At 68.7% G+C, this 18,001-nt stretch carries 20 protein-coding genes and 1 other RNA gene; 8 read left to right on the top strand and 13 right to left on the bottom strand.

Annotated features, from left to right (window positions below):
* Window positions 1–19: 19 nt before the first annotated feature.
* The 5 genes from ACSMXV_RS17330 to ACSMXV_RS17350 all read left to right on the top strand — a co-directional run bounded on the left by ACSMXV_RS17330 (window position 20) and on the right by ACSMXV_RS17350 (window position 5,379).
* Window positions 20–1,030, top strand: coding sequence for a LacI family DNA-binding transcriptional regulator (locus tag ACSMXV_RS17330; protein WP_473178489.1), 1,011 nt, complete (start codon window positions 20–22; stop codon window positions 1,028–1,030).
* A 187-nt stretch (window positions 1,031–1,217) separates the two neighbouring features.
* Complete coding sequence (locus ACSMXV_RS17335) at window positions 1,218–4,100, top strand: glycoside hydrolase family 3 protein (RefSeq protein WP_473178490.1); 2,883 nt, start codon at window positions 1,218–1,220, stop codon at window positions 4,098–4,100.
* A 210-nt stretch (window positions 4,101–4,310) separates the two neighbouring features.
* Window positions 4,311–4,541, top strand: coding sequence for a FitA-like ribbon-helix-helix domain-containing protein (locus ACSMXV_RS17340; RefSeq protein WP_181660424.1), 231 nt, complete (start codon window positions 4,311–4,313; stop codon window positions 4,539–4,541).
* Window positions 4,538–4,951, top strand: a complete 414-nt coding sequence (locus ACSMXV_RS17345; protein WP_473178491.1) for a type II toxin-antitoxin system VapC family toxin — start codon at window positions 4,538–4,540, stop codon at window positions 4,949–4,951. Before ACSMXV_RS17340 ends, ACSMXV_RS17345 begins: the two co-directional genes overlap by 4 nt.
* Before the next feature lie 143 nt (window positions 4,952–5,094).
* Window positions 5,095–5,379, top strand: coding sequence for a hypothetical protein (locus ACSMXV_RS17350; protein WP_473178492.1), 285 nt, complete (start codon window positions 5,095–5,097; stop codon window positions 5,377–5,379).
* A 39-nt stretch (window positions 5,380–5,418) separates the two neighbouring features.
* Here ACSMXV_RS17350 and ACSMXV_RS17355 read toward each other — a convergent pair whose 3' ends face one another.
* Window positions 5,419–6,882, bottom strand: coding sequence for a collagen-binding domain-containing protein (locus ACSMXV_RS17355; protein WP_473178493.1), 1,464 nt, complete (start codon window positions 6,880–6,882; stop codon window positions 5,419–5,421).
* A 331-nt stretch (window positions 6,883–7,213) separates the two neighbouring features.
* On the opposite strand from ACSMXV_RS17355, the gene ACSMXV_RS17360 reads away from it, so the two are divergent.
* Entirely contained in the window at window positions 7,214–7,447 is a 234-nt protein-coding gene (locus ACSMXV_RS17360) for a hypothetical protein (RefSeq protein ID WP_473178494.1), read from the top strand.
* 167 nt (window positions 7,448–7,614) lie between these two features.
* Here the strand turns inward: ACSMXV_RS17360 and ACSMXV_RS17365 are convergent, their stop codons facing one another.
* From ACSMXV_RS17365 to ACSMXV_RS17380, 4 genes are all read right to left on the bottom strand, one after another.
* Window positions 7,615–8,016, bottom strand: coding sequence for a DNA-binding protein (locus ACSMXV_RS17365; protein ID WP_473178495.1), 402 nt, complete (start codon window positions 8,014–8,016; stop codon window positions 7,615–7,617).
* Window positions 8,013–8,261: a hypothetical protein gene (locus tag ACSMXV_RS17370; RefSeq protein WP_473178496.1), complete on the bottom strand. Its 249-nt coding sequence runs from the start codon at window positions 8,259–8,261 to the stop codon at window positions 8,013–8,015. The genes ACSMXV_RS17365 and ACSMXV_RS17370 overlap by 4 nt, the downstream gene beginning before the upstream one ends.
* Before the next feature lie 111 nt (window positions 8,262–8,372).
* Complete coding sequence (locus ACSMXV_RS17375) at window positions 8,373–9,044, bottom strand: alpha/beta hydrolase (RefSeq protein WP_473178497.1); 672 nt, start codon at window positions 9,042–9,044, stop codon at window positions 8,373–8,375.
* A 496-nt stretch (window positions 9,045–9,540) separates the two neighbouring features.
* Window positions 9,541–10,287, bottom strand: a complete 747-nt coding sequence (locus tag ACSMXV_RS17380) for a phosphotransferase family protein (protein ID WP_473178498.1) — start codon at window positions 10,285–10,287, stop codon at window positions 9,541–9,543.
* A gap of 231 nt (window positions 10,288–10,518) precedes the next feature.
* Between ACSMXV_RS17380 and ACSMXV_RS17385 the strand changes: the two genes are divergently transcribed.
* Entirely contained in the window at window positions 10,519–11,082 is a 564-nt protein-coding gene (locus ACSMXV_RS17385) for a dihydrofolate reductase family protein (protein WP_473178499.1), read from the top strand.
* A 67-nt stretch (window positions 11,083–11,149) separates the two neighbouring features.
* Here the strand turns inward: ACSMXV_RS17385 and ACSMXV_RS17390 are convergent, their stop codons facing one another.
* The 7 genes from ACSMXV_RS17390 to ftsE all read right to left on the bottom strand — a co-directional run bounded on the left by ACSMXV_RS17390 (window position 11,150) and on the right by ftsE (window position 16,379).
* The gene (locus ACSMXV_RS17390) at window positions 11,150–11,818 is read right to left on the bottom strand and encodes a class I SAM-dependent methyltransferase (RefSeq protein WP_473178500.1); all 669 of its coding nucleotides are present in this window, start codon (window positions 11,816–11,818) and stop codon (window positions 11,150–11,152) included.
* Window positions 11,799–11,960, bottom strand: a complete 162-nt coding sequence (locus ACSMXV_RS17395; protein ID WP_473178501.1) for a hypothetical protein — start codon at window positions 11,958–11,960, stop codon at window positions 11,799–11,801. The genes ACSMXV_RS17390 and ACSMXV_RS17395 overlap by 20 nt, the downstream gene beginning before the upstream one ends.
* A 484-nt stretch (window positions 11,961–12,444) precedes the next feature.
* Window positions 12,445–12,813: a transfer-messenger RNA gene (gene ssrA, locus ACSMXV_RS17400) on the bottom strand.
* 168 nt (window positions 12,814–12,981) lie between these two features.
* Window positions 12,982–13,461: an SsrA-binding protein SmpB gene (gene smpB, locus ACSMXV_RS17405; protein WP_181660426.1), complete on the bottom strand. Its 480-nt coding sequence runs from the start codon at window positions 13,459–13,461 to the stop codon at window positions 12,982–12,984.
* 18 nt (window positions 13,462–13,479) lie between these two features.
* Entirely contained in the window at window positions 13,480–14,655 is a 1,176-nt protein-coding gene (locus tag ACSMXV_RS17410) for a S41 family peptidase (RefSeq protein ID WP_473178502.1), read from the bottom strand.
* A gap of 68 nt (window positions 14,656–14,723) precedes the next feature.
* Window positions 14,724–15,641 (bottom strand): permease-like cell division protein FtsX, encoded by a 918-nt coding sequence (ftsX, locus tag ACSMXV_RS17415; RefSeq protein ID WP_181660428.1) that lies wholly within the window; start codon window positions 15,639–15,641, stop codon window positions 14,724–14,726.
* A 48-nt stretch (window positions 15,642–15,689) separates the two neighbouring features.
* On the bottom strand, window positions 15,690–16,379 hold the full coding sequence (gene ftsE, locus ACSMXV_RS17420; RefSeq protein ID WP_181660429.1) for a cell division ATP-binding protein FtsE: 690 nt from the start codon (window positions 16,377–16,379) through the stop codon (window positions 15,690–15,692).
* Between the two features lie 318 nt (window positions 16,380–16,697).
* On the opposite strand from ftsE, the gene ACSMXV_RS17425 reads away from it, so the two are divergent.
* The gene (locus ACSMXV_RS17425; RefSeq protein ID WP_181862472.1) at window positions 16,698–16,889 is read left to right on the top strand and encodes a hypothetical protein; all 192 of its coding nucleotides are present in this window, start codon (window positions 16,698–16,700) and stop codon (window positions 16,887–16,889) included.
* 228 nt (window positions 16,890–17,117) lie between these two features.
* On the opposite strand, the gene ACSMXV_RS17430 is transcribed toward ACSMXV_RS17425, so the two are convergent.
* Complete coding sequence (locus ACSMXV_RS17430; RefSeq protein WP_473178503.1) at window positions 17,118–17,762, bottom strand: hypothetical protein; 645 nt, start codon at window positions 17,760–17,762, stop codon at window positions 17,118–17,120.
* Between the last annotated feature and the right edge of the window lie 239 nt (window positions 17,763–18,001).

Below are 18,001 nucleotides of genomic sequence, written 5' to 3' on the forward strand. Positions count from 1 at the left end.
GACCGCTGAGGGGGAAGTCTTGGTCAAGATCACAGACGTGGCGCGGCACGCCGGGGTGTCCGCCAGCACGGTCAGCTACGCGCTGAGCGGCAAGCGCCCCATATCCGAGGAGACCCGCCGGCGTATCGAGGCCTCCATCCGCGAGCTGGGCTACCGGCCGCACGCCGGTGCACGGGCGCTCGCCAGCAGCCGGTCCAACGTGCTGGCGCTGGTGATCCCGCTGCGTACGGGCATCCATGTGCCGGTCGTCATGCAGTTCGCGGTCTCCGTGGTGACGAGCGCGCGGCAGCACGACCACGACGTGCTGCTGCTCACGCAGGAGGAGGGCGACGACGGGCTGCGGCGGGTCGCGGACTCGGCGCTCGTGGACGCGCTCATCGTCATGGACGTCCAACTGCACGATTCCCGGCTGCCGTTGCTGCGTACGCTCGACCGTCCCTCGGTGCTCATCGGCTTCCCGGCCGAGCCCGCCGGGCTGACCTGCATCGACCTGGACTTCGAGGCGGCGGGCCGGGCCTGTGTGGAGCATCTGGCGCTGCTCGGGCACCGCTGCGTGGGGCTCGTGGGGTCGCCTCCCGAGGTGTACGCACGGGAGACGGGCTTCGCCCAGCGTGTCGTCCAGGGCTTCACCGCGACCGCCGCCCGGCACGGTCTGACCTCGTCCTTCCACCCGTGCGAGGCGACCCCGGCCGCCGCCCGGCAGGTCGCGGAGCAGTTGCTGCGCGAGCAGCCCGCGCTCACCGGGGTCGTCGTGCACAACGAGCCCGTCGTGGAGCCGCTCATCGAGGCGTTCGAACAGCTGGGGCTGCGCGTGCCCCGCGATCTGTCCGTCACCGCCATCTGCCCCGACGAGCTCGCCGAGCAGTTCCGTATCCCCGTGACCTCGATCGCCATTCCGTCCGCCGAGGTGGGGGCGCGGGCCGTGGAGCTGCTGATGAAGAAGCTCGACCGCGTTCCCGTACCGGAGGCCACGCTGCTCGCGCCGCGGCTGACGGCGCGCGCGAGCTCGGCGCCGAGGCCCGCCCACTGAGCCCGTCTGTACGTCCGCGGAGGCGCCCCCACGTCGATACGGCCGCCCACTCCCCCCACGTAGTCGCATCACTTCGCCAGTTGCAACGACGCACACCGAAGGAGCCGTGAACGTGAGAGGCACGAGACCGCGCAGAGCGGGAGCAAGAGCAAGACGCAGGGCCATACCGGTCCTGGCCCTGACCCTGATGGCCGGACTCGGGGCGACCACCAGCCCCGCGGCTGCCGACGACCCGGTCTACCCCTTCCGTGATCCGCGGCTTTCCGTCGACCAACGGGTCGACGACCTGCTCTCCCGCCTCACCCTCGACGAGAAGATCTCCCTTCTCCACCAGTACCAGCCCGCGATCCCCCGCCTCGGCATCCAGTCGTTCCGCACCGGCACCGAGGCCCTGCACGGCGTCGCCTGGCTCGGCAAGACCACCGTCTTCCCGCAGGCCGTCGGGCTCGCCTCCACCTGGGACCCCGCGCTGATCAAGAAGGTCGGCTCGGCCGTCGGCGACGAGACCCGCGGCTTCCAGCAGGAGCGCCCGGCCGGCTGGGGTCTCAACGTGTGGGCGCCGGTGGCCAATCCGCTGCGCGACCCGCGCTGGGGCCGCAACGAGGAGGGCTACTCCGAGGACCCGTATCTGACGGGCAGCATGGCCACGGCCTACGGCACGGGCCTGACCGGCGGCGACCCCGACCACCTCAAGACGGCCCCCACCATCAAGCACTTCCTCGCCAACAACAACGAGATCCGCCGCGACCGCACCTCGTCCGACCTGCGCCCGCGGGTCCTCAAGGAGTACGAGGAGCAGGCGTTCAAGCCCGCGATCGAGGCGGACGCGGTGACCGGCGTGATGACGTCGTACAACCTGGTCAACGGCCGCCCGGCGACGGTGACACCGCTGCTGAACGACACGGTGCGCGGCTGGACGGACCGGGAGCTGCTGAACGTCACGGACGCCTGGGCACCGGGCAACCTCGTGAACAGCCAGAAGTACTACGACACGCAGGCCGAGGCCGACGCCGCCGCACTGAAGGCGGGCATCGACAGCTTCACCGGGGACGACACCAACTCCGCACCCACGACCACAGCCGTCAAGGACGCCCTCTCGACCGGCCTTCTCGAGGAGTCGGACGTCGACGAGGCCGCCGGGCACATCCTGAACATCCGGGTCCGGCTGGGCGAGTTCGACCCGGACGGCGGCCGCTACGGCAAGATCGACAAGTCCGTCATCAACAGCCCGGCCCACCAGAAGCTCGCCCGCGAGGCCGCGGCCGACGCGATGGTGCTGCTCAAGAACGACAACAGCGCAGGCAAGGCCCTGCCGCTGAAGGCGTCGGAGACGAAGGAAGTCGCGGTCGTCGGCCCGCTCGCCGACACCCTCTACACCGACTGGTACTCGGGCACCCTGCCGTACGCGGTGACGCCCAAGGACGGCATCGCGAACAAGCTCGGCGCCTCCGGTGACGTCACGAGCAGCGAGGCCGTCGACCGCATCGCGCTGAAGAACACGGAGACCGGCAAGTACGTCACGGCGGGTTCGGACGCCGACGGGGAGCCGCTGAAGGAGAGCGCGACGACCGCCTCGGCGGACACGCAGTTCGACGCCTTCGACTGGGGCCAGGGCGTGCTGACACTGCGCTCGGCCGCCAACGGCAAGTACATCGGCTACAACTGGTCGAACTTCGTCAACGACCAGGCACAGCCGGGCGGCTGGTTCGTACAGCAGCAGTTCAAGCTGGAGAAGCAGGACGATGGGACGTATCTGCTGCGCTATGTCGGCTACGAGACCGAGGAACCGTGGTGGTCGAACCCCACCTACCTCGGCCCGACGGGCGAGGACGGCACGCTCGGCCTCGTCGCCAAGGAGAACGCCGCGCACTACACGAAGGACGTGGTCCGCAGCGGAGTCGACGAGGCCGTGGCTGCGGTGAAGGGCAAGGACACGGCCGTCGTGGTCGTCGGCTCGATGCCCGCGATCAACGGCCGCGAGACCCGCGACCGCACCGACATGGGCCTGGCGGACTCGCAGGAAGCCCTGGTCAAGGCGGTGAAGGCGGCCAACCCGAACACGGTCGTGGTCGTCGAGAACAGCTACCCGACCACCCTCGGCAATCTCCAGAAGGAGATCCCGGCCCTGCTGTGGACGACCCACGCGGGCCAGGAGACGGGCAACGCCCTCGCCGACGTCCTCTTCGGCGACGTCAACCCGGCTGGCCGCCTCACCCAGACCTGGTACCGGTCCGAGTCCGACCTCCCGTCGATCCTCGAGTACGACAACATCAAGTACGACCGCACCTACCAGTACTTCAAGGGCGATCCGCTGTACCCCTTCGGATACGGGCTGTCGTACACGAGCTTCGCGTACGGCCAGGTGAAGCCGGTCAGCGGCGGCTACGAGGTGGCCGTCACGAACACCGGCAAGCGGGCGGGCGACGAGGTCGTGCAGCTCTACACCCACCAGCGGGTCTCCCGCGACAAGCAGCCGCTGAAGCAGCTGAAGGCGTTCCAGCGGGTGTCGCTGAAGCCGGGCGAGACGAAGACGGTGAAGCTCAAGGTCGGGGCGTTGGACCTGGCGCACTGGGACGTGACGCGCTCCAAGTGGGTCGTGGAGACCGGCACGTACGACGTGCTGGTCGGGGCCTCGGCCGAGGACATCCGCACCCGTACGTCAGTGCAGGTGAAGGGCGAGACGATCCCGGCCCGGGACCTCACGAAGACGACGCGCGCGGAGAACTTCGACGACTACGAGGGCATCCGCCTCGTCGACGAGTCGAAGGCACGGGGCACCGCGGTGGGGGCCACGGACCCCGGCGCATGGCTGAAGTTCGCCGATGCGCAGCTGGGTCGGGGCGCGGCTGAGTTCACGGCGCGCGTGGCGGGGGCGGTCCCCGGGACGGTCGAGATCCGCCTCGGCTCCCCGACCGGCACGCTCGTGGGTACGGCGAAGACGGCCGACACGGGCTCGGCGTACACGTACGAGACGGTGACCGCGAACCTCTCGGCCGCCGCGAAGGGCCGCCAGGACGTGTACCTGGTGCTCAGCGAGGGCCTGCGGCTGGCCACGTTCTCCTTGCGCTGACATGAGCCGGGACCAGCTCGGCGGACGGAGCTCCACTGCTTCACGGCAGTTCTCCCACCCGACCCGCCCCGCGGGCCACCGAGCGGGTCCCGGCCCCCTTCTCCCTCCACTCCGGCGCGGCCCAGATCGCTCCGGCGCCGCCCAGAGGGTCTGGTTCTGCCAGGACGAATTGAATCTGCAAAATGCATGCATCGCTGATAGAGTGCAGATATGACTGCGCTCACCATCCGTGATGTCCCGGAAGAACAGGTCCAGACGCTCAAGATCCGGGCCGCTGAGGCCGGGCAGTCCCTCCAGGTGTTTCTGCTCGACCTCATCGCACGCGAGACCTCCAAGCCCACCATGGCGCAGATGATGGAGCGCCTGAATCGGGAGACCACCGCAGAGATCAGCAACGCCGACATCCTCGCCGCCATCGACGAGGGCAGGGCCGGACGTTGATCGTCATCGACTGCTCCGCCCTCATCACCGCCCTCACAGCGCACACTCCCGAGGGCGACAAGGCTCGCACCCACATCGCCCGGGCCAACGAGGTCTACTCCCCCACCCTGCTGGACTACGAGGTCATGTCCGCGCTCCTTGGAATGCGACGCGGTGGCAAGATCACCGAGAAGGAGACCGAGAAGGCGATCGACGCCTACGGGCTCCTCCCCATCATCAAGCGCGAGACGCTGCCGTTCTGGAGCCGGGTGCAGAAGCTGCACGCCAATCTTTCGGCCTACGACGCCCAGTACGTCTCTCTCGCCGAGGCTCTGGGCGTGCCGCTGGTCACGGCCGATGCCCGCATCAAGAAAGGCATGGGCAACCAAGCCCGCTGCGCCATCGAGGTCATCGCGGCCAACAGCCATTAGCCCACCCTCCGCGCTGCCCTCGCGCCGGTCCGTGCTCGCCGCACTCGACCAGCGCGCCGGGGAACACCTCGACGACGTCCGGCCGAAGAAGACCCGCGACGGCTATATGTGCCTCGCGCGCACTGCCCGGCTCGGTCCACAACATGCGCGCCGCCCGCACCCACCACGTCATCGACGCCCCGACCGGCGCTGAGCAAGCTCCGCTGAAGTACCCGCATCACCGACCTTGTCAATCGAACCACGCGAAGATCACGAAGCAGGGCTTCGGCAAGGACCTCGGCTACGACGTCAACGCCGGGGACATGTGGTCCAAGAGCGACTCCACGGCCCCGGTCAGCGCCGAGATCGAGAACGGCAGCATCTCCGACATCGCCGAAGCTCGCATCAAGCAGGTCAAGCGCTGCGAGGGCGAAGAGTTCCGCGTCTGACGACCGAGCCACGACTCGGCGCCTAGACCACAGCCCAGATCAGCCTCTGAGGCGCCGCCACAGGAGCAGTACGCCGCCGACGGTGGTGGCCAGCAGCGCTGTCGCCGCGGCCAGGTGTACTGGTGCGCTCCCTGAACCGGTGTGCGCCAGCTGCGGGGGGCACGTCGGTTTGGGAGTGGTCGACGCGCGCGGTGGGGCGGTACCGGGTGGCGTGGCTCCAGGCGGGGTGGCACTCGGTGTGGGCCCGGGCTCGGTGGCACCCGGTGTGGTGGCCCCCGGTGTGGTGGCCCCAGGGGTGCTGGGCGTGGTTGTGCTCACTGCCGGCTCGGACGTGGTCGGCACCGGCGGGCAGGTGCGCGTGGGCTCCGGTGTCGGCGTGACTGTACCCGTGGTGCACTCCAGGTCCGCGGCGAAGGGGAACTCGTGGATCTCGCCGGCGTTCCCGCCGACCGGCGGACCGGCGGTGAACGCGTTCGCGATCACGTCCCCCTCGATGTTGGACGCGACCACGTCCGCCAGATGCGCACGCGGTGCGTAGATGGTGCCCTCGAGCGAGTCCCCGCTGGCGAGGGTGACCGACGTGGCGTCCGGATAGTTCCACATGATGTACGGGGCGTCGCTGCCGCTGACCCCGGCCATGGTGGGGGTGTTCCACGTGAACGAGCCGCTCTGGTCCGTGGTGTCCACGACGATGACCAGCGGCCCGGAGGCCGTCGGGTGGTTCAGGAACGTGAGAGTCGAGATGTTGTTCAGCATCGCCCCGGTCAGATGGAGCACGTTCGTACGGTCGGTGGCCAGCGAGATGTTGATGTTCGAGCCGGGCGGTACGGTGCTCTGGTCCGCCAGCGGATCGCCGCCCGCGTCCAGCAGTTGCACGGTGTTGTTGCACCTCGCGAGGGTCGCGGAGCGTTCGCGGTAGCGGGCGAAGAGGGAGGCGAAGTCCATCAGGCCGGACACGGGACCGACGGATGCCGCGGGCTGGCGGGTGGTCAGTTCGATGCGCGGCGCCGAGTCGTATGCCGCACCCGCGGCGACGACCCGTGTGTTGACGGAAGCGCCGTTGCTGTCCTGCGTCAGGACGTCGCTTCCGGACAGGTCGCCGATCTTGACGTAGCCGTTGTTGAGGACCCTCAGCACGCCTGACGGGTTGCCGTCGGGGTAATCGACCGCCCCCTCGACGAGGAGTGCCGTGGGCTGAGCGTCGCCGGGAGCGGTGAACGAGCCCGTGCTGTGCAGGGAGACGTTGTAATTGGCGCCGTAGCTCAGGTCTCCGCCGACGGCGACGTTGCCTTCCGTCTCGGTACTGCCCAGCACGATGTCGCCTTCGGTGATCACTCCGAAGCCGTTGTTGCCGTCCACCGGGTTGCCGATGGAGAGAGTCTGCTGCATGACCGTTTCTGCTGCGGCGACTCCGGGGTGGGGCATGGCCGCGCCGGTCAGGGCCAGGATGGCCGCACAGGCGCCGCCCACCGCACAGGCGAAACGCCTCGTGATCTCCTTCATGTTGCCGAGGGTCCTCGTTCCGCCGTCGCCAGCAACGAAACACGCTCGGTGGCGCCACAAGGATGACCCCGGGAGTCGAACATTCACACGCCAGTGCGGATGTGCAGGCAAGGTCGGGCCGGTTACCGGTCAGAAGAATCCAGAAGCGGTCCGGAGCGGCCAGGGGGTGCGGCTCGGCGAGCTGTTCGTCCAGCGATGTCGGTCACCTGGACGAACTACGCCCGGCCCCACATGACTTGAGGCGGATGTGGGTCCGGCACGCCGCCGATGCGGGCTGCCCGTTCGTTTCCGTAGGCCCAGTCGGTGGCCCTCCCGAGGGGAATGTCCCCGTGTGGGCGCTGCTGGCCGCACAGGCGTACGCACGCGGGCTCACGGTGGCCAACTGCGGCTGCTTCCGTACTACCTGCCCCAGCGCCCGAGCTGGTTCGTGCTCGTCCAGGACGCCCTGCTGCTGCTCTACGCGGGGCTGCTGCGCACGGCGCGCAGGCTCCCGCATCGCGTGTCGATGCAGGCGATGCCCGAGGGACCGGTGACCGGCAGCAAACGACCGGTCAGGGTTTCGTGACCGCGGTCTTCTTGGGCTGGCGGGGCACGGTCTTGGTCTTGTCGAGGTGCCCATACATCATCGATCTCGGCACGCCGAACATGTCAGTCAAGCCCTTTTCGCCTATCGCAGCGTGACCAGGGCGGATTCCCTCAGGTGCCGGGCGCAGCCCACCTATGCCTGCCCGCTCAGATGCCGATGAGCCGGACGCGGTCACCGCACAACCGGGCCATGTCATCGACATCGGACGTCAGCATGGCCACCGGACCCGGCTGGCGCAGTGCCACCTCGGCGACAGTCGCGTCGATCGCGTACTTGTGGCCGTGCAGACCCGCGGACTTGAGCAGTTCCGCGGACGCTTTCGCCGCGCCCTCGCTCACGGGCTCGACCTTGACGCGGGACAGCGCCCACCGCAGCCGAGGCATGTTCACTTGCGCGTGGCTGACTTCCACGATGGTGTTGGCTCCGATGACGAAATCGGCGCCCATGGCATGGAACACCTGGAACATCGCAAGGATCTTGCGATCCTGCGCGACCCAGGCGGAGAGACCCTGAGAGTCCAGGACGACGGTCTCGACGTGCTCGGTCACGCCGCGCTCGCCGACCCGCCGGCATCCGTCGTCCCGAAGATCCTGGAACGAGCCTCCGCAAGCTCCTCCTCGGTGAAGACCCCGTGTTCCTCCTGGTGGCGCAGCAGGTCGGCACCGAGCAGCTGGTGCCGCAGCTGACGCGCCACCGCCTCGGCGACATAACCGGAGACGTTGTCTGTGAGCTTCCTCAGTTCGGCGACCTGCTCGGTCGGGAGCGTCACCGTGATACGTGTCGTGTCCGCCATGACCAGAGCATACTGCGATATGCGCCCCGTGGTCGTCTCACTCGGCATGCGTCCACATTTGAGTCCTGGAGGACGGCGTACAGGCTCGAAGGTCTCTTGCGTCGTGCGGGGTCACACCTGGAGATAGCCCACCAGCAGGTCCGCCAGCTCTTTCGGCCTGCTGAGCGCGACGCAGTGGCCTCCCCCGATCTCGTCGGGCACGATGCCGAGGCGCGCTCGCGCAAGGTCGCGGAAGAACTCGGGCGGGAAGAAGCGGTCGTCCTTGCACACGATGAACTTCGTGGGCACGTCCGGCCAGGCCGCCAGCGGCCAGGGCTCGCTGCCGGCCCGGGAGGATTCCTCCCGCTCCCTGCGCATGGATTCCTCGGCCAGGTCGCGCGGAACATCGTGGTAGAAGCTCTCGAAGGGGTCCTCGATGGCGGACAGGCCCGCGGCGTCCCTGGCCTGGTTGCAGCCGGTCGTCTCCCACCAGTCGTCCGGCCGCTCGCCCGGGGCCGGGATCATCCCGGCCAGCAGGACCAGCATGCCGACCGGGAGCCGGCCGGCCACCAGCGGTGCGGTGAAGGCGCCGTGGGAGTGGCCGACGACCACGAGATCCCGCCGCTCGCCGATGGCCTCGACGACGGCATCGACGTAATCGCCGAGCCCCACGGAAGGCTGGTCCAACGGCAGGTCCGGCGCGACTGTCTCATGCCCCCGCGAGCGCAGCTCGGCTTCGAGCAGATGCCACGCCCAGCCGCTGTCACCGCCGCCGTGGACGAGTACGAAGGTTGCCGTTGCCATTCCCCATGTATACCTGGGGAGTTGATGTGCGCCGCAGGGACGTCGCGGAGGGGGAGTGGCGGCGGAGGAGCCCGTACAACCGCGGCCGAGGTCCCGCCGGAAACCGCGCACCTCTGCCGCGTCCGAGGCGCAAAAGCGTGCCCGCACAGCCGAGGCCACCGCCCGGCGGAACGCGGTCCGTGCCGACCTCTGCAAGCGGATAGAAGCGGGGGGAGGCGGTCTCACCGGCGGAGTACGCCAGGGCGCACCCGGACCCCAAGGTCAGCCGCAAGTGGGTCACGGACCAGGTGATTTGGGTCCGACAGCAGATGACCAAGACCTCAGATACGCCCTCGCATGCACGCATGCCCCCGCGGTAGGCCGTGTTTTGAAAGATCGCCGACCTTGTTGATGATCTTCGCGTGGGGCGGGATCTGTCATCTGATCATTGAGCCGTGCTGGGGGTGGCCCGCTCGATGCGTCAGAACGCACCCAGAGCGGTCGGGCCCGCGCAGCCTCACATCCGGGATCTCAACACGTCGACCTCACAGCCCGGCGCGAACGGGTCGAAGCCATGCTCGACCAGCCAGCGAACCCCCAGCAGGCTTCGCAACGACCACCACGCGCGGATCACGTCGAGGTCGACGTCGGTGCCGTAGCCGGCGATGACGTCGCCGAGGTGCTCTTCGTGTCCGAGCGTCAAAGTGGCGAGGTCGAACAGGGCATCACCCCGGCCCGCCTCGGACCAGTCGATGACGCCGGTGACCTCGTCGCCGTTGACAAAGACGTGCTCGATCTGCAGGTCGCCGTGCGTGAACACCGGAGTCCACGGCCGGATCGCGGCCTCGGCGACCTGGCGGTTGCGGGTGACCAGGTCGGCGGGCAGGACGCCGTTCGTCACGAGCAACTCGCACTCGCCGTCGAGTTCCGCCGCCAACTCGTCGGGACCCCGGCGGCGCCGACCGGGCCAGGGCGGCAACGGCGCCTCGTGCAACTTCCGGATGGCGGCACCCGCCGCGGCCCACGCCGCCGGCGACGCGGTCGACGGCTCACCGAGCCGGCCCAGCACCGTCCCCGAGACCGCGGCGATCGCGAGCACGGGCGGCTTGCGCCACAGGACCTCCGGGGTAGGGACCGGCGCCAGGGCCATCGCCTCGACCTCGACATCGATGCGCGCCTGATCGGCGTCCACCTTCAGGAACACGTCGCCGACGCGCAGGGTCGCCCGCTCGGAATGGGCGACGACGACCTCGACCTCATCCATGGGCGACCAGTATCCCGGGGATGATCGTCGACGTCGCCGGGTTTATCGCATGCGATTGCGCGGCTGACCGCGTCCCGCTACCCGGCGGCCTCGTGCGCGACACCGATCGCTGACCAGGTCAAGTCCACCACTTTTGTGAGGAGCCCTTGGCCAGGGGATTCCGCGAGCCGCGATGAGTTCTGCGGCGTCCGGCGGTCGTACTGTCGAGTCCGGTACCGAGGAGGGCTTCGGATGCGCAGCGTGACCTATTCGATGAGCGTCTCACTTGACGGCTACATCGTCGGGCCGGACGGCGACTTCGACTGGACGGCGCCCGACGAGGAGGTCTTTCGCTTCTGGATCGACGAGATTCGAGAAGTCGGCGTCCACCTGTTGGGACGACGGCTGTACGAGACGATGCTGTACTGGGAGACCGCCGACCAGGATCCATCGCTCGACGACTCAGAGCTGGAGTGGACCGCGCTCTGGAAGCCGCTCCCAAAGGTGGTGTTCTCCACCACGCTGTCGGCGGTGCAGGGCAACGCCCGCCTGGCCTCCGGCGACCTGGCGGAGGAGATCGAGCGGTTGCGAGCCGAGCCTGGGGAGGGCGACATCGCGATCGGCGGCGCGACTCTCGCCGCCGAGGCGGCCGCGTTGGGTCTGATCGACGAGTACCGGGCCATGGTCTACCCGGTGCTGGTCGGCGGTGGCATTCCGTTCTTTCCCCAACGCGAGCGCCGGGTGGATCTCGAACTCGTCGAGACCCGCACCTTCAGCTCGAGGGTCGCCTACCTCCGCTACCGCGTGGCGCGCTAGCCCAGCGCTAGCCCTGGGGAATATCCGAACGGAAACGAGGCCCTGTGCCGCCTCCGGCGCCTGGTCCTCAGGAGGGGCGCTTGGCCATGATGACCAGGCCCGGCCCGCTGTACTCCTCCGGAGGGAGGCGGAGTTCGGCGACCGGGTGCAGGCCGGCCTGCTCGATCAGGTCCACGAGTTGTTCGGGCCGCCATTTGTGTGTCGTCCAACGAACGGGGACACCTCCGTATGCCTCGGTGCGCACCGCGTCTTCGTCGCCGACGTGTGTTGCGGTGATGAAGTGTCCGCCTGGCTTCAGGGCGCGCGCGAAGAGAGCGAGAACCTGAGGAAGGACGTCACGGGGGAGGTTGAACAGTGACCACCATCCGAGCACGCCGCCAAGGGACCCTTCGTCCAGGTCGAGGTCGGTGGCAGAGGCGACGCTGAAGCGGCATTGCGGATGGAGACGGCGCGCGTTCTCGATCATGCGAGGGGAGAGATCGACCCCGGACACGTCGAGTCCGCGTTCGGCGAGGTAAGCGGTCACCGTTCCGGGTCCGCAGCCGACGTCGAGGACAGGCCCAAGCCCGCTCACGGTGTCAGCGAAGGCGTCGATCGATGCCTTGAGCCATGGATGGCTGCGGATGTCGCCGACTCCCGTCGTCACCACCATGTGGGCGTAGTTGTCAGCCACCCGGTCATAGGACTCACGGACCACGTCGAGATCGGCTGGGCGGTCAATATGGTGTGCGCGCATCAGCCAACAATAGGGTCAGCCCGTAGCGGGCCAGCCCGGTCATCCGCGCGGCCGGGAACCGTCCGACATCGACCGCGCTGGCGCCCAGGCCCCGCACCTCGCGGGCGCGGTCCAGGGCCAGTTCCATGGCCTTGCCGGACACCCGCATCGGCTCCAGCCGCAGCCGTTCCTGGCCAGGCCGAGCTGCTCGGCGACGAACCGCACCACCGAGGCCGGGACCGCCGTGGGGTCCTCGGTCAGGCTGACCGCTCGCAGGTGACGGTCTGGGCCCTTGCCCCTGAGCAGCCCTCGTACGGATTCCGGTACCCGTTGGCGACGAGGGCTCCTCGGAAGCGCTTTGGCCTCGTCGAGGTCGTCGAAGGTCTCCGAACGGCGCTCACCGTCGCGGGCGCCGCCCTCACGCCACGGCACCCGGTAGGCAGTCGTGCCGTCCTTCCGCTGCCGCACCTCGACGCCCGGCACCCGCCGTTTTCCTGCGCTCATCGTCTTGTCCTCCTGGCTGGCAAACGCCAGGGGCAAGTGCTCTGTCACGGGTTGCGGGGACACCCGTGCCCCCGCCGTGCCCCCAAGACATGCAGAAAGCCCCTGACCTGTCGACGTAATCACAGGTCAGGGGCCACATGGGGTGGTGGAGATGGCGGGAATCGAACCCGCGTCCAACGGTGCAGAACCAGGGCTTCTCCGTGTGCAGTCCGCTTCGCTTTTCTCGGCCCCGGAGATCACGCGGACAAGTCTCCGACGGGCTCAGTCACTGTTTGTTTTCCCTCTTCACCCCGTGACCGGGATCAAGGTTTAGTCCCCTAGCTGATGCCAGGATCCGGGTCGGGAACAGCCCCGGGCTGACACTTCGCGAGTCGCTACTTAGGCAGCGAGGGCGAAGGAATCGCGCTTGGTTTCGGCGATTATTTTTTTCGGCCTGTGGTTTACGAGATCATGGCCGCTTCCTCGACACGCTTCCCCTGCTTCGACAGCCGCTGTCGAAACCGATCATCCCCATGTTGACTTTTCAAAACGGCGCCCCCTCTGTGAGGGGCAGGTGCCATCGTACGTGACCAACGCACGCGGGTGCCAGCGTATTCCGCCCCGCGCGGACACGGCCCCGCCGAGAGCGGCCCGGTCGCTGCGGGCAGCCGCGGGGACGCGGGTCCCGACCGGCGCGCTCCTCAGGCCCGCTGCTTCCGCCGGACCGCCGACATCGCCCGCTCCGCCTCGCGCCGGTCCTGCTTCTCGCGCAGCGTCTGCCGCTTGTCGTACTCCTTCTTGCCCTTGGCCAGCGCGATCTCGATCTTGGCGCGGCCGTCCTTGAAGTACAGCGCAAGGGGCACGATCGTGTGACCGGTCTCCTGGGACTTCGAGTCCAGCTTCTCGATCTCCGCGCGGTGCAGCAGCAGCTTCCGCTTGCGGCGGGCGCTGTGGTTGGTCCAGGTTCCCTGGCTGTACTCAGGCACGTGCACGTTGTGCAGCCACGCCTCGCCGCCGTCGAGCTGCACGAAGCCGTCCACCAGCGAGGCTCGCCCCTGACGCAGCGACTTCACCTCGGTACCGGTGAGGACCAGACCGGCCTCATAGGTGTCGATGATGAGGTAGTCGTGCCGCGCCTTCTTGTTCTGCGCGATCAGCTTGCGCCCTTTTTCCTTTGCCATAGTGCGGCCATTTTCGCACTACGAGGGGCCCCCGAGGCCACTCAATACCGTCTCGGCCTGCTTCTGGGCCCCTTGGCGGGCCTCGAGGTCGGGAGTGATGCCCCTGCCGTCGACGGCGCGCCCCGACGGGGTGCGGTAGTGGCCGACGGTGAGCTCGGCGACGGAGCCGTCCGGCAGCCGGCTCGGCATCTGCACGGAGCCCTTGCCGAAGGTCCTGGAGCCCACGACGACCGCACGGCCGCGGTCCTGCAGGGCGCCCGCGAGGAGCTCAGCCGCGCTCATCGTGCCGCCGTCGACGAGCGCGACCACGGGTCTCTCGGTGTCGCCGCCCGGGTCGGCGTGCAGGGCACGCTCGTCGCCCCGCACGTCGTACGTCGCCACGAGGCCGCCGTCAAGGAAGGCGGAGGCCGCCGTCGCGGCCTCGCTGACCAGGCCGCCGGAGTTGCCGCGCAGGTCCAGCAGGATGCCGGCGCCGGCGGGTGCGTCCCGCACGGCGGACCGCACGCGGTCGCCCGAGCCCTTCGTGAAGGCCACGATCTTGATCAGCACGGTGCCGCCCCGGAGCTGCCGGACGGTGACGGAGTCCGTGGAGAGCAGGGCCCGGTGCAGCGTCACGCTCCACGCGCGCGTGCCGCGCTGCATACCGAGGGTGACGGGGCTGCCGGCGTCCGCGCTCTTCTCGTCGCCGCGCAGCAGGGCCACGACCTCGGTGGTGGGCCGGCCCGCTATGCGCTCGCCGTCGACGGTGCGCAGCCAGTCTCCCGCGCGGATGCCTGCCCGCTCGGCGGGCCCGCCGGACTGGACGCGGGCCACCTGGATCCGGCCGTCCTCGGCGCGCCCGGCCCACAGCCCGACACCGGTGTACTCGCCTTCGAGGGCCTGCTCGAATTTCTCGTACTCGTCGGGCGAGTACACCGCGCCCCAGCGGTCCCCGCTGCGGCTGACCACGCGTTCGGCCGCCTCCGTAACGGACTTGCCGTCGGCCATCGCCTGGGCCGCGGCCTCGGTCACGTCCTCCTCGTGGGCGGCGGAGACCGAACCGAGGCGGTCGGAGGGGGATTTACGGGACTGACCGGGATCGGTGTTCCAGGAACCGGTGGCCACGCCGGTGGCCAGCACGCCTGCGAAGACCAATGTCAGGGTCGCCCCGCGGCGCACGCGGCGGGGCTTGGAGAACAGGTCAAGACCTGACATGACGGTGAGTCTAGGACAACGCAGAGCGCCGCACGGTGCGTTGGACCGCGCGGCGCTCGGGTCATGCGTCACACCTTCAGGTACTTGCGCAACGCGAAGAACGCCGCCATTGCCGGCATCAGCAGCCCGATCGCGAGGACGAGCGGCAGCTTGGCCAGCACGGCGTCCCAGCCGATGAAGTTGATCAGATTGAGCTTCTCGGAGAGCGCGAGGCCGTGGTCGATGATGAAGTACCGGCCCACGAGCAGCATCACGCAGGCGACCACACCGCCGATGGCACCGGCGACCGCGGCCTCCATGATGAACGGCATCTGGATGTAGAAGCTGGAGGCGCCGACGAGCCGCATGATCCCGGTCTCGCGCCGCCGGCTGAACGCCGACACACGCACCGTGTTGACGATCAGCATCAGCGCGACGATCAGCATCAGCGCCATCACCGCGAGCGCCGCCCAGTTCATGCCGTTGAGCAGCCCGAAGAGGTTGTCCAGGATGCCCTTCTGGTCCTGCACGGACTGGACGCCGTCACGACCGTCGAAGGCGGTCGCGATGACCTGGTACTTCTCCGGGTCCTTCAGCTTGATGCGGTACGACTCCTGCATCTGGTCCGGAGTGAGCGAGCTGGCCAGCGGCGAGTCGCCGAACTGCTCCTTGTAGTGCTTGTACGCCTCATCGGCCGACTCGTGCGTGACGCTCTCGACGACCGACATCTTGTCCAGGTCGCTCTCGATCTGCTTCTTCTGCTCGGTCGTGACGGCGCCCTTGGCGCAGTTGGGGTCCGACTCGGCGTCGCTCTTGTTGCAGAGGAAGACCGAGACGTTGACCTTGTCGTACCAGTAGCCCTTCATCGTGCTGACCTGGTCGCGCAACAGCAGCGAACCGCCGAACAGGGCCAGTGAGAGGGCGACGGAGACGACGACCGCGAAGGTCATCGTGAGATTGCGGCGGAGACCGACGCCGATCTCCGACAGGACGAACTGGGCGCGCATGGCGTCTACTCAGGCCTTTCCATGGACAGGTGCTTCATGCTCGGGCAGTCAGTGCTGGTAGCCGTAGACGCCGCGCGCCTGGTCGCGGACGAGGCGGCCCTTCTCCAGCTCGATGACGCGCTTGCGCATCTGGTCCACGATGTTCTGGTCGTGGGTCGCCATCACGACGGTGGTGCCGGTCCGGTTGATGCGGTCGAGGAGCTTCATGATCCCGACGGAGGTCTGCGGGTCGAGGTTGCCGGTGGGCTCGTCGGCGATCAGCAGCTTGGGCCGGTTGACGAAGGCCCGCGCGATCGCGACGCGCTGCTGCTCACCGCCGGAGAGCTCACCGGGCATCCGGTCCTCCTTGCCGCCGAGCCCGACGAGGTCGAGCACCTGCGGCACGGACTTGCGGATCTCGCCCCGTGACTTGCCGATGACCTCCTGCGCGAACGCGACGTTCTCAGCGACCGTCTTGTTCGGCAGCAGCCGGAAGTCCTGGAAGACGGTCCCCAGCTGGCGGCGCATCTGGGGCACCTTCCAGTTGGACAGCCGCGCGAGGTCCTTGCCCAGGACATGCACCTGTCCGTGGCTGGCCCGCTCCTCGCGCAGGACCAGCCGCAGGAAGGTGGACTTTCCGGAGCCGGAGGACCCGACCAGGAATACGAACTCACCACGCTCGACCTCGAGGGACACTTCCCTCAGAGCGGGGCGGGTCTGCTTGGGGTAGACCTTGGAGACGTTGTCGAATCGGATCACGGATGCACCACGGGTCGCCGGGGGTAGGTGACCGTGACCATACGCGAACCTGGCGCCGGGGCGCAGTCGGCGTCATCACTTGCTCTCCGGTTGCGCGATTTGTCACGGAACGGAACGGGCTGAATCCGGCGGGACGGGGCAGGATCCGAGGAGCCGCGCCGAAATCGGCAGAAGCTGGCACAGTGGTAGGGGGAACAGCGGTCCGCCGCGGACCGTTGTTCAGATGAAGACGTCGCAACCATCGACTGAGCAGACCCCGGCGGCAGACGACCAGCTCCGCGGGAGCGGCGCCGGTTCGGGCGCAAGGAGGGCAAGCGCATGACCTACGACCGACTGGTGTGCGCGAACTGCGCTGCGCCCGTGAGTGAAGGCCGCTGCCCCGTATGCCGTGCGAACCGGGAGCGGCTGCAGCAGGAGGGCCCCTTCGGGGGCCTCAACCCCATGGCGCTGATAGCGCTGCTCGTGGTGCTGATCGCGGCCGTCGCGCTGCTGGCACACCAGACTGCGTAGGCACATACCAGTCACGCACCGTTACCGCAACGGTTGACCCCACGGGCTGGATGTCCTCTCAGGTCCGAAGTCAGCCCCTCACGGAACGTGACGACACACACAGTGTGGCGATGCAGGGCACCTCACGAACTGCCGGAGTCGACGACAAGGGCCCGGAGCGAGAAACGCTCCGGGCCCTTGCTCATGCATCACAGCGGATGCGTCGTACGCGTACGACTTCGCCGCTGATCAGACGGCGGCGCGGCCGCCCATGAGGCGCGGCAGCATGCGGAAGCCGATGCCACCGGCGATCATGGTGGCGGCACCGATCAGCAGGAAGGTGGTCTCGGCGGCACCCGTCTCGGCGAGCTCGCCCTCGTCCGCGGCCGGCTCGGAGCCGGTGTCGGTGAGCGCTTCCTTGCCCTCGCCCTGCTCGACGGGCTGGGAGCCGCCGTCGGGGTCGGTGTTGTCGTTGCCACCGCCGATGCCACCACCCTCCGTCGGGTCCTCGGTCGGCTCCGTGGGCTCGTCGGTGGGCTCGACCGGGTCGGCCGGGTCAGCCGGGTCGGCGGGGTCAGCCGGATCCGCCGGGTCAGCCGGGTCGGCCGGGTCCCCGTCCCCCGGGTCACCCGGGTCGGCCGGGTCCGCCGGATCGGCGGGGTCGCCCGGGATACCGGTGTCGGACGGCGCCGGCTCCTCCGGCTCGTCGGCGGCCGGTACGTTCACGTCGACACCGATGCCGTCCTCGCCGGCGTGCGCGCCGACGCCGACGACACCCAGGTCGACACCGACATCCAGGGCCGAAGCGGCACCGGCGGCGGTCAGCGAAGCACCGGCGGCGATCACCGCACCGGCTGCTATCCGAGCCACACGGATCCGCGTCTTCTTGGTCATCTGCCTGCTACCCCCAGTAGCTGATCGTCAATGGAGCAGCGCCCGGGGCAGCGGTGGGGCAACTCCGGTGAGCCGGCCCCCTGTTCACACGCGCCCCAGTGATACGCATGCCGCGCGTTAGCCTTCCCAGTTTTCACAGCAACGTCAAGGTCGTTGCGTACGCGATGCCGGATATGCGGGTACTTGACCGCCGTAAAGACATGTGAGTGTGATGTAAAAGGCAGACAACCAGGAACACA

The organism is Streptomyces sp. DSM 42067, assembly GCF_055792885.1.

Coding starts and splice junctions, on each gene's coding strand:
- ACSMXV_RS17385 (WP_473178499.1), top strand. CDS start 10,519: ATGCGCAGCGTGACCTATTCGATGAGCGTCTCACTTGACGGCTACATC.
- ACSMXV_RS17375 (WP_473178497.1), bottom strand. CDS start 9,044: ATGGCAACGGCAACCTTCGTACTCGTCCACGGCGGCGGTGACAGCGGC.
- ACSMXV_RS17425 (WP_181862472.1), top strand. CDS start 16,698: ATGACCTACGACCGACTGGTGTGCGCGAACTGCGCTGCGCCCGTGAGT.
- ACSMXV_RS17335 (WP_473178490.1), top strand. CDS start 1,218: ATGGCCGGACTCGGGGCGACCACCAGCCCCGCGGCTGCCGACGACCCG.
- ACSMXV_RS17410 (WP_473178502.1), bottom strand. CDS start 14,655: ATGTCAGGTCTTGACCTGTTCTCCAAGCCCCGCCGCGTGCGCCGCGGG.
- ACSMXV_RS17390 (WP_473178500.1), bottom strand. CDS start 11,818: ATGCGCGCACACCATATTGACCGCCCAGCCGATCTCGACGTGGTCCGT.
- ACSMXV_RS17340 (WP_181660424.1), top strand. CDS start 4,311: ATGACTGCGCTCACCATCCGTGATGTCCCGGAAGAACAGGTCCAGACG.
- ACSMXV_RS17350 (WP_473178492.1), top strand. CDS start 5,095: ATGCGCGCCGCCCGCACCCACCACGTCATCGACGCCCCGACCGGCGCT.
- ACSMXV_RS17355 (WP_473178493.1), bottom strand. CDS start 6,882: ATGAAGGAGATCACGAGGCGTTTCGCCTGTGCGGTGGGCGGCGCCTGT.
- smpB (WP_181660426.1), bottom strand. CDS start 13,461: ATGGCAAAGGAAAAAGGGCGCAAGCTGATCGCGCAGAACAAGAAGGCG.
- ftsX (WP_181660428.1), bottom strand. CDS start 15,641: ATGCGCGCCCAGTTCGTCCTGTCGGAGATCGGCGTCGGTCTCCGCCGC.
- ACSMXV_RS17380 (WP_473178498.1), bottom strand. CDS start 10,287: ATGGATGAGGTCGAGGTCGTCGTCGCCCATTCCGAGCGGGCGACCCTG.
- ACSMXV_RS17370 (WP_473178496.1), bottom strand. CDS start 8,261: ATGGCGGACACGACACGTATCACGGTGACGCTCCCGACCGAGCAGGTC.
- ACSMXV_RS17430 (WP_473178503.1), bottom strand. CDS start 17,762: ATGACCAAGAAGACGCGGATCCGTGTGGCTCGGATAGCAGCCGGTGCG.